Source organism: Psychrobacter sp. M17(2026), assembly GCF_055699815.1.
The window spans coordinates 2,372,848-2,386,331 of sequence record NZ_CM146741.1 but is presented as its reverse complement, the minus strand read 5'-3'; the positions used below and the strand labels follow the sequence as shown (position 1 = coordinate 2,386,331).

The following is a 13,484-nucleotide window of genomic DNA, read 5'->3' as shown; positions in this document are numbered from 1 at the left end:
TCTAGTCAAAAAACTCCACTCTAAGCACTACAAAGCTAAAACAAAACCTATTTGCCTAATAAGTCATAATAAATTGCATTATTACTGACGCAGTTAATCATGTCTGATAATTTTAATTAATGACCAAGCTTAATAGCTATGCTTAGTAATAACAGAACTAAAAACTATTAACTTTTATGGATAGCCCTTATCACCTGCCAGCGAGAAGCCAGCATGCTTACTTTGAATATCAATAAACAAGAGCATCACTTTGATGACCTTGATCCTCGAACGACGATCCTTGATCTATGTCGTCAACACTTACAGATTACCGGTCCCAAAAAGGGCTGCGACCATGGTCAATGCGGCGCTTGTACTATTTTGATCAATGGTGAGCGTGTGAATTCATGTTTGACGCTAGCGATTATGCACGATGGTGACGAGATTACGACGATTGAGGGCATCGGTATGCCTGAGTCGTTATCTGAGTTGCAACAAGCCTTTATCGATCATGATGCCTTTCAATGCGGCTATTGTACGCCAGGACAGATCTGCTCAGCGACGGCTTTAATAGATGAGATTCAGCAAAATTGGCCAAGCTATGTGAGCACTGATCTGCAAAACCCAGATGGACTGCTAGTACAAGAAATCGCTGAGCGTATGAGTGGTAATATCTGCCGCTGTTCTGCTTATCCTAATATCATAAAAGCTATTCATCAAGTACTGTCAAATCAAGCTTCAGATAAGTCTGTAGCTGCAATGAACGGCACTTCTATCACAGGTATTTGGTCACCGCCACCCAGTGAAACTCAGTTAAGCAAATCATCAACTTCTCAGTCAATAGATAAGCAAACCAATGCTAGCCTGCAAGGAGAACGCTCATGAAACGCTTTGAATATATTCGCGCACTTGAGCCGCAGCAAGCGGTTATGTTTGCAACTCCTAAAGAGGCCTCATTTATCGCAGGCGGTACCAACCTCTTAGATTTAATGAAGCTTGAGATTGAAACGCCAACCAAATTAGTTGACGTGACCCGTTTAGAGCTTGCGCAAGTAGAGATGACGGACGATGGCGGATTGCGAATCGGTACGCTCGTTACCAATAGTGATCTGGCTGCTCATCCTGAGATCATCGCCAATTATCCTGTGTTATCGCGTACTATTTTGGCAGGGGCAACCGGTCAGCTGCGTAATAAAGCCACGACAGGCGGTAACTTCTTACAGCGTACGCGTTGCTACTATTTTTATCAGACTGATAGCGCTTGTAATAAGCGTAATCCAGGTTCTGGTTGTCCCGCTATCAGTGGTGAGAATCGCACTTTGGCAATATTAGGCACGAGCGACGCTTGTATCGCTCAGCACCCCTCTGATATGGCAGTAGCGATGCGCCTGTTAGACGCTACTATTGAAACTATAAAAGCAGATGGCTCAACTCGTAAAATTAATGTCAAAGATTTTTATCGCTTGCCAAAAGACACCCCACATATCGAAACGGTACTAGAGTCAGGTGAGCTAATCACCCATGTGGTACTGCCAGCACCGATCAGAGGCATGCATACTTATGACAAAGTACGTGATCGCGCCTCATACGCTTTTGCCTTGTTATCTTGTGCAGCTATCATAGATGTTGATGATAGCGGTAATTTGGACACGGTTCGCTTAGCATTTGGCGGCATTGGTACTCAGCCGTGGCGCAACGAAGCAGTCGAAGCGTTATTAATAGGTACTGACGGTAATGATGGGGTCATCAAACAGGCGGCAGATTTATTATTAAAAGAGGCTAAAGGTAGTGGTCAAAATGACTTCAAGATACCGCTAACACGCCGTTTATTTAAACAAGTTATTCAGCGCGCACTAGCAAGCCGTTTACTATCGAATGAGGGAGCATAATCATGTCATTATTGGACTCAGTACTTCCAGCAGAATCGACCAAAAAAATGACCATGGATAAGCCTGTCGAAACCCTATTTGACAAAACGGCAAGCAAATTGGTTGGCAAGCCTATTAATCGCGTTGATGGCTCATTGAAAGTCAGCGGTCAAGCCCCTTATTCAGCAGAGATTCACCTAGAGAACCAAGTCTATGGCGTCTTGGTTGGAGCAACTATTACTAAGGGTAAAGTAGATAATATCGACAATAGCTCTGTAGATAATATTCCTGGCATTATCAAAGTGGTGACAGATCCCGAGCATTTTTTACGCAATCCGCAGCAGGGCGGGGCAACAAAAGCACCCACTCAAGGTGTGAGTGAAGTGTTTTATCATGGTCAGCCCATAGCGGTCGTAATCGCCGAAACTTTTGAGGCCGCAACAGAAGGCGCAAAAGCACTTAAAGTCACTTACCAAGATCAGACTGATAAAGCCGCTGTCGATTTTACCAAAGAGCTATCTAATGCTCATGAGGTTGATGAGAAAAAAGGCTCAGACAAAAATTCTGTACTGGGTGATCCTGAGCAAGGACTTATTGATTCTGCGGTGACTGTTGATCGCTTTTATCATACGCCTAGCCAAAATAGTGCCGCTATGGAGCCTCATACGACATTGGCGCATTGGGAGGGCGATAAGCTGGTTTTGTATACGGCTAATCAGATGCTCGCCTCTTGCAAGCAGCAAGTTATGGATGCCTTGGATTTAAAGAAAGATCAGGTACAGCTCATTGCCTATTACGTGGGTGGCGGTTTTGGTAGTAAGCTTGGTATTGCACCAGAGTCTATTGCCGCAGCAATTGCCGCAAAAGAGCTGGGTCGCCCAGTGCTAATTACGATGACGCGTCCGCAAGTGATGGAGGCGACAATCAGACGCTCGAATACCCGTCAGCGCATCGCTATTGGCGCTGACCAAAGTGGTATTATCAATACTATGATTCACGATACGGTGACTAGTAATTTGCCAGAAGAGGCATTTTTTGAGCCAACTGCCTTATCTACCCAGTATTTATATCGTGGTGAAAACCGCCGTGTAAATTATAAACAAGTAGATATGAACCAAGTATTGTCAGGCTCTATGCGCGCCCCAGGCGAAGCCGTTGGTATGATTGCGGTTGAATGTGCGATGGACGAGCTGGCCTCGCAGTTGGATATTGATCCCATTGAGCTGCGCCGCCGTAACGAACCTGAAAAAGATCCTAGCCAAGATATTCCGTTCTCCTCGCGTAAGCTCATTGCTTGTATGGAACAGGGCGCTGAGCAGTTCGGTTGGGAGCAACGTAATAGCAAACCTGCCAGCCAGTTAGAGGGCGATTGGTGGATAGGTACAGGCATGGCGGCATCTGCTCGTGGCAACCAGTTACAGCCTTCTGAAGCTCGTGCCACACTAGAGATAGATAGCTCAAAAACGCTTGGTGTAAAAGCTATTATCGAAACCGATATGACTGACATCGGCACTGGCTCTTATACGGTATTCTCTCAAGTTGCCGCGGATCTGTTAGGGCTACCTATTGACCATATCGAGATGAAGTTGGGCGATAGTGATCTACCAGCGGCGTCAGGTTCAGGCGGTAGTTGGGGTGCTGCTAGTGCCGGCAGTGGTGTCTATCTAGCCTGTCAGCAATTGCGAGAGATTATTGCAGGTAAGGTTGGTCTTCATCCTGATACCATTCAGTTAGACGATGGGCAAATCAAGCAAGTAGGTGAGCATGATCCGAGCATGACAGAAGTTGCTCTTGATGAGGCGCTTGAAATGGGTAAAGAAAAAGCTGCAGAATTAGTTGAAAAAGTATCTGGTTTGGCAGATAAGGTCTCTGGTTTGACAGAAAAAGCAACGGGACTAGCAGATAAAATCGCTGAAAAAACAGGCTTACCGATTTCCAAAGCTAAAACGGAAGCATATGATTTTAGTAATTCTCAGTCTTATGCGTTGGCAGATATTATCGCTAAATACGACGATCAAAAGGTCAGTGCTAAAGGTCAGATCAAACCGGGTAAAAATGGTAAAAAATATCGTCAATCGTCATATGGTGCTAACTTCGCTGAAGTTGCCGTGCATAAAGTTACTGGGGAGATTCGTCTTAAACGTATGACGGGAGCCTTTGCAGCAGGGCGTATCTTAAACCACAAAACAGCTACTTCGCAGTGCTATGGCGGTATGATATTTGGTATTGGTTCTGCCTTGATGGAAGAGGTCATCCATGATAAGCGCGATGGTCGCCTATGTAATCACGACCTTGCTGAGTACCATGTCCCTGTTAATGCAGATGTCCCTCAGCTCGATGTTATTCTGGTAGAAGAAGACGATCCATATACCAACCCTATGCATATCAAAGGTATTGGCGAAACGGCGATTTCGGGTGCTGCTGCGGCCATTGCCAATGCGGTCTACAATGCGGTTGGTGTACGGGTTTATGACTTTCCGATTACGCTTGATAAATTGCTAGCTGAGATGCCAGAGTAATTTTCCATAGAAGTTATTATATTAAAGAAACCCGCTTAAGTAGCGGGTTTTCACAACTTGAGTATTTATAATACAAATAAAGTAAGAGGCGTTATGAATCAAATCGCTGACATTCTTAAGCTGGCAGGCGAGGCCGCTCAACAAAACGTTGATGCTGTATTGGCGACAGTGGTGCGTACTGAAGGTTCAGCGTATCGGCGTGCTGGCGCGATGATGCTGATTTGCGCGGATGGACGTTCGGTTGGTATGATTAGTGGGGGCTGCCTTGAGCCGCACATCATCAAACGCGCCTTTTGGCTCACTCGCAATGGCGCTAATGTCCAAGTTTATCAAACGGGCGATGAGCAAAGAGATGATGACAGTGATAGTAATACTGCTGATGGGTTAGATATTGAATCAGAAGATGAGCTAAATTTTGGCTTGGGTTGCAATGGCAAAGTACATGTTCTATTTGAACGTTTAACGTCAGCAAATCCTTTGCTAAATTTAATTACTCAAGTCCGTCAAAACGGGCAACCTACCACTATAGCGACTTTGATCAAATCTGAACCTTTAGGTTTGCAAAATATATTTTCAGTAGGCGCAAGAATTAGTTTAGGAACTTATAACAAAACTGGACAAGTTAGGTTTATTGGCTCAGAGCAATATATTTCAAATTCTCCTATACTTATAAATACCGTTAAACAGTTATCTAACCATAAACTTAAGAAACGAAATACCGATTACGTTATTTTGAATAGCGATTTAGAAAGCCGCTATTTAGAAGGCAGTCATTTAGAAAGTAACCATGAAAATATCGATAGCCAAGAAAAAGTACCAAGCGAATGGTTATTACAATGCATTGAACCGCAAAAGCGTCTGCTAATCTGTGGGGCTGGTAATGACGTAATGCCATTAGTGGTTATGGCAAAATTGCAAGACTGGCATGTGACCGTGATAGACAGTCGTGCGCAATATGCGACGAGTATGCGTTTTCCACAGGCAGATGTTGTGCAATGCGTGTCTTTAGAAGATAGCAAAATTTTGCTTGAGCTTAGTGATAATGCTGCGGTAGCGCTAATGTCACATAGCTTAAGCCAAGACCGTGCGCGACTTAACGTACTATTAGAGCATGCAGACCATTATCAATACCTTGGACAACTAGGGCCACGCTATCGTACTGAGCGTTTAATTAATGAGGTTAGCAATAGTAAGTCTAATCCTGATTGTTTAACAGCAGGGATTAAAAAGTTGCACTATCCTATTGGTTTAAAATTAGGCGGTGATGGTCCAGAAGCTTTAGCATTAAGTATTATGGCGCAAGTAAGCGCGGTGATGAATGAGCAAGTACAGCCAGTACCTTCTATTAATAATAAATCCAATTTGCAATTATCAGCTAAAGAAAATTTTACTCACCATTATACAAATGACTATGCTCATGACTAACACTCATGCGGTTATTATCTTAGCCAGTGGACTTAGTCAGCGTTTAGGACACTCCAAGCAGCTGCTTAGTAAAGACAATAAGCCCTTAATTCATTATATGCTTAAATTGGGTTTAGACACGCAACCACAAACTGTCGTTGTCGTTATTCCTGAACATAATCAAGCGATTGCGGATGCAGTAAGTCAGTTGGTTGCTGCGAATTCGAACGTGACTATTTTATGTAATCAAACCCCTGAGATGGGTATGGCGCATAGTTTATCTTTAGCTATTGACGCTTTAAATAGTTCTAATATTGATTCGTCTGTTAAACGAGTGGTAATTATGGGTATTGACCAGTTTCTTTTAGACGAGCGTCATTTAAATGAGTTATTGATAGAGCAGCATTTCGTTGTTGCTAGCCGCTATGCGCAATTAAATAGAGATTTTACTATTGATAATTCCAAACTGAATATCGTCGGTTTGCCTATCACTATTGACTACGAATTATTAAAACAATGGCAGTCAGCGCTCACAGGTGATAAAGGGTTACGGCATTTAATCAGAGGATTAAAAACTGAGCAAATCAGTACTGTTATTAACCAGCAACTCAGTTATGATATTGATACACCTGAACAGCTCACCTATGCCAAACAGCAGCAGTGGTTGGATAGTTAGTCTAAGTTAAACAAAGTATCAAGCTATAAGAAAAATATATCCATAACGAGAGTTTAAATCTATGATTACGATGGAAGCGCTACAGTTAGCAATTAGAGAACGGATTAATACTTATAATGAAAGTGATGCGCCGCTCGTGAGTCGAGAACTGAGCACTATCTCATTGTTAAACAGTCTCAATCAGATATTAGGGGTAGATGTTACTTCACCTTTTAATGTGCCTAGACAAAATATCTCGGCGATGGATGGTTATAGTATTGCTACAGGTAGTAAGCTTGATAAAGATAGCATTATCGAAATAGTAGGGGAGTCGCAAGCGGGTAATCCTTATGATCAAGAATTAGCAGACAAGCTGCAAGCAGGGCAAGGGGTGCGTATCTTTACGGGCGCAGTCGTGCCTAGTAGCTGTGATACCGTTATCATGCAAGAAAATACTGATTTCGCCGAAATACGTGACAGCATTGATAAGTCTCAGCCTTATGATATTACCTTAACCCAAGCTTGTAGGTCTGATGATAATATTCGTGAGCAAGGCGAAGAGGTTGAGTCAGGAGAAATCGTACTGCAACGAGGCAAGCGCTTAAATCCTAGTGATATCAGCTTATTAGCAAATTTAGGAGTGGATAAGGTCAGCGTATTTAAGCCGTTGATAGTAGGTATTTTGGCGACTGGCGATGAATTGGTTGCGCTTGGGCGTGAGCTTGAGCATTTAGCACAAATATATAACTCTAATACCCCAACGCTAAAGACTTTGCTCGCCAATCTACCTATTACTATCCAAGATTACGGCATTATTGCCGATAATTTAGAGGACACGACTGCAGCGGTAACTAAGGCTATGCAGGAGTGCGATGTACTTATCTCGACTGCTGGCGTATCTGTTGGGGATTATGACTTTTTGACTACGGTCATTGAGCAGCTAGGGCAAATCAGTCACTATAAAGTGGCGATGAAACCTGGCAAGCCATTTGTCTTTGGTGAGTTGTTTGGCGAATCGAGTAAAGATATTGATAAGCCCGTATTATATTTTGGTCTGCCAGGTAATCCTTTATCTACCATTGTCGGAGCATTACAGTTCGTGATACCAGCGCTATGGCAGATGTCAGGAGCGCTTCTATCAGAGCAACCAATCACCCTAAATCTAAAAGCTACTTTAACCAATGACGTCAAAAAGTCAGTCGGTCGTAAAGACTTTCAGCGTGGGTTTTTGACGCAGACGTCTGAAGGCTATCAGGTTGAATGCTTTACCAGCCAGCAATCACATAGAATCAAGCAGCTTAGCCGCGCTAATTGCTTTGTCGTAATAGATAAGGATAGCGGTAATGTAGCCTCTGGCAGCATCGTTGATGTTCAACCTTTTTCTTGGCTGTATATTTAGCAAATCTAGGGTTGAGGCGTGCTATAGTTTGTTATACTCAATATGCATTAGATGATGAGTAGACTATACTTTTAGACAATTAGCAAAATACTAATAAGCAAAGTATGACAGGAAGTAATGAGTAGCTGAAGACAATGATGTAATATCAGCTAAAAGATAGTGGCGGTAACCCTATATGATTTATCATAATTCAATAGCAGCAGGTGTTCAGCTGCATTCTCCAACGACAACGCCAGATCGTAGCGATCCTACCCTAAGCGCATTAAGCTCAACAGCACCTACGATGTCATCTACGGACCATGTGCGGCCGCTTACTGATGGCTTCGCTCGGCAGTTGACTTATCTACGCTTATCTATCACCGATTTCTGTAATTTTCGCTGTGAGTATTGCCTGCCCAATGGCTACCAAGGCAAGCGCCCTGACGATGAATTAAGCGTACCTGAGATTACTACTTTGATACGAGGTTTTGCACAAGTCGGTACCGAAAAGGTACGTATCACAGGTGGTGAGCCTTCTATCCGCCGTGATGTGGTCGATATTATCGATACGATTAAAAGCACAACGGGTATCAAGACAGTTGCGATGACTAGTAACGGTTACAAGCTAGGTAAACATCTAGCCAATTGGCAAGCGGCAGGGCTGAACCAGCTTAATATCAGTATGGATAGCTTTGATGCCGCGACTTTTCATAAAATGACAGGTTTTAATACTTTGCCCGCGCTCATTACTGATATGGATAAGCTGTTAGAAACCACCGATATCAAGCTAAAAATAAACAGTATCTTAATGGCAGAAACGGCTTTTGAGAATTTAGTCACAGCGATGGACTATGTCAAACAGCGTCCAGTGACTTATCGATTTATAGAGTTTATGCAGACTAGTGATAATAGCGATTTGTTTTTTGCCCAGCATGCACAATCTGAATTAATTACTGATTACCTGCTTGAGCATGGCTGGCAGCCGCATGCGCGAGGTAGCGCTGATGGCCCTGCGATTGAATACAGCCATCCCGATTATCTAGGACGCATCGGCATGATTGCGCCTTATGCTGCGCATTTTTGTGACAATTGTAATCGCTTGCGAGTTAGTAGTCAGGGCAAAGTTCATCTCTGCCTATTCGATGAGGGCAACTACGATATTCGTCCATTTCTACAAAATAATGATGTACCAGGTCTAGTCAATACGCTACACAGCTTTATGCCAATTAAACCTGAACACCATCATTTGCACGAGTCCAACAGTGGCATTATGCACAACTTATCGATTATCGGTGGTTAGTAAACGCTTCATTTTGAATTACAACTAGTTATAAATTATAGAGAATTATTAGGAAAAATTATGTCTAAGCCTGCTGCCCAATTTACTCCGCTTAATATTGCAATTTTAACAGTTTCTGATAGTCGTACTTTGGAGCAAGATACTTCAGGGCAATATTTAGTGGATAGCTTAACTGAAGCGGGTCATAACTTAGCTGATCGTCAGCTCATTACGGATGATATTTATCAGATTCGCGCGGTTATTAGTGGCTGGATTGCTAATCCTGACGTCCATGCGGTTATTACCACGGGCGGCACGGGCTTCTTTATTCGCGACAGTATGCCTGAGGCGGTTAGCGTATTATTTGATAAGTCTATCGATGGCTTTGGTGAGATGTTTCGTCTGATCTCAAAAGATGATATCGGTATGTCAACCGTACAGTCGCGGGCGATTGCTGGCATAGCGAATAGCACAGGTATTTTTTGCTTACCAGGCTCGACAGGCGCGTGTCGCACGGGTTGGGAGCAGATACTTAAAGAGCAGTTTGATAGCCGTACTCGGCCCTGTAATTTTGTGGCGCACTTTATGAGAGCTAACCCTAGCCATAATTAATACCAAGTTCAAAGAACACGATTAACGGTGTCAAACTCGTTTAGCCTACAATCAGTAGTACTTATGCTCGTTTTCCTTGTTATTCGAGTTTTCATGAAAGGTATAATCGGTGAGCAATAATTTAGATAGTTCAGACAGCTTAAATAAATTGGCAGGCGTAGTCATTTTAGCGGGTGGGGCGTCTCAGCGTATGGGGTCGCCGAAAGCTTTACTAACTTTGCCTACCGATGAGCGATTGCTCGATTACCACGTGCGCCAAGCGGCTCAGCTTAACGTGCCGATTATGATTGCGGATAATGGTCGTGAGTTTGCAGTCGATGTTAAGTTATTAGCAAGTAACCCAGAGTTGTCGATTACTCAGATTGATGATTATCAATCTATATCTATTGTAGATAACGATAAAGCTGAGGCGACGAAAGGGCCACTTGTCGCGATTGAATCTGCATTACAAAATTTGAATAATGCCCGCGATGTCAATCTAGAGCATAAGCAGTCATGGTTACTGGTGATTAGTTGCGATAGCTTAATCAACGCGCATGAGCTATGGCAGCAACTTAACCCTGACATTGCTTTAAATATTGATAATAGTAAGTCAGTACTTTGCCTAACTGATGACTCGCATTTATATCCGCTACTAGGACTTTATCGCTTAAGTATTGAGCCTGCTCTGCGTGCTTATATTGATAGTGGCGAGCGCAAGGTAATGAGCTTTATTAAGCCTATCGCTCAAACCGTTCCAGTGTTAGAAAAACAACAGTTATTGACCAATTTTAATACGCCTACAGACTTTAAGCGTGCCTGCAGCGCTTTATACGATTTATAAATTTTATCGCTAATAAGAAAGTGAGAGCTCTTTTTGAAACATAATAATGAAACCAGCTTAGCTGATTCCAAGCTACCGCATAAGCTATCGCATTTAGACAGCGATGGCGATATTCATATGGTCGATGTCAGTAGTAAGACCGCCAGCACTCGTGAGGCTAATGCGCAAGGGCAAGTCAGCTTTCCCAGTGGTATTTATCAGCAGATTAAAGCCGCTGATGGTATGACGAAAAAGGGTAGTATCACCCAAACGGCACATATCGCTGGGATTATGGCAGCCAAGCGTACTCATGATTTGATCCCGCTTTGTCATCCACTGCCGTTAGATAAGATTGGTTTAAGCTTTGACTATGATGATAATTTGCACGCTATTACGGTCAATGCCAGTGTTAAAGTGACTCATAAAACGGGTGTCGAGATGGAAGCCCTAACGGCAGTAAGCGTCGCTTGTTTGACTATCTATGATATGACTAAAGCGATCTCCCACGATATTACTATAGATAATATTCGCCTGATTACTAAGACAGGTGGTAAGTCTGATTATCAACATGGTTAAGATTTATAAAGTATCTGGTTTAAAGGTTGTACAGAAGGGAAAATAAAATGAGTGTTATAGAAGAGAATCAAGCAATAGATAGTACTAAAACGATTAACGTCCTCTACTTTGCCAGCTTAGCAGATGAAGCCAATTGTCATGAAGAAAAAGTCACTGTACAGCAGTCAACATCGTTAACTGAGCTATACGCGCAACTAAATCAAAAATATAATTTTAGTCGTGAGCAGTCGGAGCTAAAAGTCGCGGTAAATGATTATTTTGCCAAGTGGTCAGATAGTATCGATGATGGCGACAGCGTGGTTTTTATTACGCCAGTAGCAGGTGGTTAAATGACAGATTCTATAAAAGACGATAAGCAAAATGTTCATAGTCAGTCAATGACTACTAAGCGGAGCGTTGATGATATCTATGCACTAGCTGAACGCGATGGTTTTGCGCTATTAGATATCGCCATTGATGAAGATAGACTCAAAGCCATGCTAGACAGTGATAGCTGCGGCGCGTTTGTCAGTTTTGAAGGTCGGGTGCGCAATCATAATAATGCCACGAGCGTTGAGCGTCTGACTTATTACGGCTATGAAGATTTAGCGATTAATCAGGGTCGACTGATAATAGAAGAAGCCAAGCGTAAGTTTGAGATTACTCATGCTATTGCTCTTCATCGTATTGGCGAGCTAGAGATTGGCGATATAGCGGTATGGATTGGCGTGGTATCAGCCCATCGATATCCAGCCTTTGATGCCTGTCGCTGGATACTTGATACCATTAAGGCGGATATACCTGTATGGAAGCAAGAGTATTACGACAATGAGCCTTCGAAATGGCTGAGTAACAATGGCTGAGTAACAACGGTTAATGATTGAGTTATAAATCGTGAGTTGCCACCCACGCTACAGGTTTACTATCGTTACTTATATTTAACTTGATGAATAAGCTGAAACAGCTTAGCAAGAATAGCTGTAGGGTGCGCCCAGCGCACCGATTGTTATAGCTAAATTTTGAACTTTAAATAAATGTAGAGATAGATTATCACGGCTAAGCATGAATAGTTTTGAGACTATTTTTGCTTAGTCGTTTTAGCATTGATTTTCAAAAAGTGCGGTTTTTGAGAAAGAAATTATAAAAATAACCAATGATAATAAAATTTAGGAGCAAGGCTTTGAGTATTAAAATAGCATCAATCTTTGCTGCATCTACTTGCTTAGTCTTTACGTTAGCATCGTGTAGCACCCAAGATACTTCTAAAGATGAAGCTGCTGCTAATGAAACGACCAGCCAGCCTGAGAAAATACGCATCGCTGCTGCTGCGAATCTATCTGATGTATTACCTAAAATAGTAGAAGCTTATAACGCTGAGAATAACTTAACAGCACAAGATATTGAGCTGACCTTTGCTTCATCTGGTAAGCTATATGCACAGATGATCGCAGGTGCGCCTTATGATATTTATCTTTCGGCGAATCAAGATTTCCCCGCTAGATGGGTTAGCGAGAGAGTAGAAGATGCTGCTCAAACTAAACCTTTTACTTATACGCAAGGGCAGCTGGCTTTTTACAGCACTACTAATAATGTTCATAAGCCTGTTGGCACTCTAAATGAGACTACACTCACCGCGTTATTAGCAGAGCAGTCAGAGGCGAAGATAACGATTGCCAACCCTGATCTTGCGCCTTATGGTGCTTCTGCAAGAGCCTATCTACAAACGCAAAATATTTATGACTTGCTAAACACTCAAAAGCGAATTATCCAGGCAGAAAACATCGGTCAAGCTTTTCAATACGCTAATACAGGCAGCGTCGATTATGGCTTTGTCGCGCAGTCTCAAGTTACAGCTATTAAAGCCACGCCCGAGCAATTTTATACCCTACCAGTAGAGTCTTATCCTGCTATTTTGCAAGATGGTATCGTACTTAGTGATGCGGCACTGGCAACTGACTTTACCCGTTATTTATTATCACCTGCTGGACAACAGTACTTTGCGGATGCAGGATATTTGGCAGTTAAGTAAAGGCTAGCTTTTAAGATATAATCATCTTGAAGTTAAATAGAACCTAAAATGTCGCTAGGATAATTTTTTGATTGGTTGTCTGTAAGTGGGATAGAAACTGTGCAAAATCTATACTAGAAGCGCCATATCTTTGCATAAATATATTACCTTATATACCGTATTGGTTTTATAGCGCCAAAATCCAGTATGATAAAGTAGCCCTGAATAACTAGGGTCTGTTGAACATTCGATCATGGCACTGACAGTGACTATTTTTTAGGCGATTCTAGATTAAAAATATCTAGTTTAGTCATTCTAAGCGGATCTTTTTAATGACGAATCGGCAAAAAAGAGTCCTGTCCTTACAGGCTGATGCTAAAATCGCTCTATTCGTTGTAACCGTCTAACTAAAATCAGCTAGCCAA

Annotated in this window: 13 protein-coding genes; all 13 read left to right on the top strand. The window is 42.5% G+C overall.

What is annotated here, in order from left to right; genetic code table 11:
* The first annotated feature begins 213 nt into the window (after positions 1–213).
* The 13 genes from ACR63T_RS10125 to modA all read left to right on the top strand — a co-directional run bounded on the left by ACR63T_RS10125 (position 214) and on the right by modA (position 13,080).
* Positions 214–864: a 2Fe-2S iron-sulfur cluster-binding protein gene (locus ACR63T_RS10125; RefSeq protein WP_472783907.1), complete on the top strand. Its 651-nt coding sequence runs from the start codon at positions 214–216 to the stop codon at positions 862–864.
* Positions 861–1,868, top strand: coding sequence for an FAD binding domain-containing protein (locus ACR63T_RS10120; RefSeq protein ID WP_305898700.1), 1,008 nt, complete (start codon positions 861–863; stop codon positions 1,866–1,868). The genes ACR63T_RS10125 and ACR63T_RS10120 overlap by 4 nt, the downstream gene beginning before the upstream one ends.
* Before the next feature lie 2 nt (positions 1,869–1,870).
* On the top strand, positions 1,871–4,366 hold the full coding sequence (locus ACR63T_RS10115) for a molybdopterin cofactor-binding domain-containing protein (RefSeq protein ID WP_472783906.1): 2,496 nt from the start codon (positions 1,871–1,873) through the stop codon (positions 4,364–4,366).
* Between the two features lie 93 nt (positions 4,367–4,459).
* Positions 4,460–5,791: an XdhC family protein gene (locus tag ACR63T_RS10110; RefSeq protein WP_472783905.1), complete on the top strand. Its 1,332-nt coding sequence runs from the start codon at positions 4,460–4,462 to the stop codon at positions 5,789–5,791.
* A complete protein-coding gene (locus ACR63T_RS10105) occupies positions 5,784–6,446 on the top strand; it encodes a nucleotidyltransferase family protein (protein ID WP_472783904.1) in 663 nt (220 codons plus the stop codon). The genes ACR63T_RS10110 and ACR63T_RS10105 overlap by 8 nt, the downstream gene beginning before the upstream one ends.
* Before the next feature lie 61 nt (positions 6,447–6,507).
* A complete protein-coding gene (locus ACR63T_RS10100) occupies positions 6,508–7,824 on the top strand; it encodes a molybdopterin molybdotransferase MoeA (protein ID WP_472783903.1) in 1,317 nt (438 codons plus the stop codon).
* 175 nt (positions 7,825–7,999) lie between these two features.
* Positions 8,000–9,103 (top strand): GTP 3',8-cyclase MoaA, encoded by a 1,104-nt coding sequence (gene moaA / locus ACR63T_RS10095; RefSeq protein ID WP_305898695.1) that lies wholly within the window; start codon positions 8,000–8,002, stop codon positions 9,101–9,103.
* A gap of 60 nt (positions 9,104–9,163) precedes the next feature.
* Complete coding sequence (gene moaB, locus ACR63T_RS10090; RefSeq protein ID WP_472783902.1) at positions 9,164–9,694, top strand: molybdenum cofactor biosynthesis protein B; 531 nt, start codon at positions 9,164–9,166, stop codon at positions 9,692–9,694.
* Between the two features lie 109 nt (positions 9,695–9,803).
* Positions 9,804–10,517 carry a molybdenum cofactor guanylyltransferase gene (mobA, locus tag ACR63T_RS10085; protein WP_472783901.1) on the top strand — a complete coding sequence of 238 codons (714 nt, stop codon included), beginning with the start codon at positions 9,804–9,806 and terminating at the stop codon, positions 10,515–10,517.
* A gap of 117 nt (positions 10,518–10,634) precedes the next feature.
* Positions 10,635–11,072, top strand: a complete 438-nt coding sequence (moaC, locus tag ACR63T_RS10080) for a cyclic pyranopterin monophosphate synthase MoaC (protein ID WP_201573555.1) — start codon at positions 10,635–10,637, stop codon at positions 11,070–11,072.
* A gap of 47 nt (positions 11,073–11,119) precedes the next feature.
* Complete coding sequence (locus ACR63T_RS10075; protein ID WP_472783900.1) at positions 11,120–11,401, top strand: MoaD/ThiS family protein; 282 nt, start codon at positions 11,120–11,122, stop codon at positions 11,399–11,401.
* Positions 11,402–11,914, top strand: coding sequence for a molybdopterin synthase catalytic subunit (locus ACR63T_RS10070; RefSeq protein ID WP_472783899.1), 513 nt, complete (start codon positions 11,402–11,404; stop codon positions 11,912–11,914).
* A gap of 317 nt (positions 11,915–12,231) precedes the next feature.
* Positions 12,232–13,080 carry a molybdate ABC transporter substrate-binding protein gene (modA, locus tag ACR63T_RS10065; protein WP_472783898.1) on the top strand — a complete coding sequence of 283 codons (849 nt, stop codon included), beginning with the start codon at positions 12,232–12,234 and terminating at the stop codon, positions 13,078–13,080.
* The last annotated feature ends 404 nt before the right edge of the window (positions 13,081–13,484 follow it).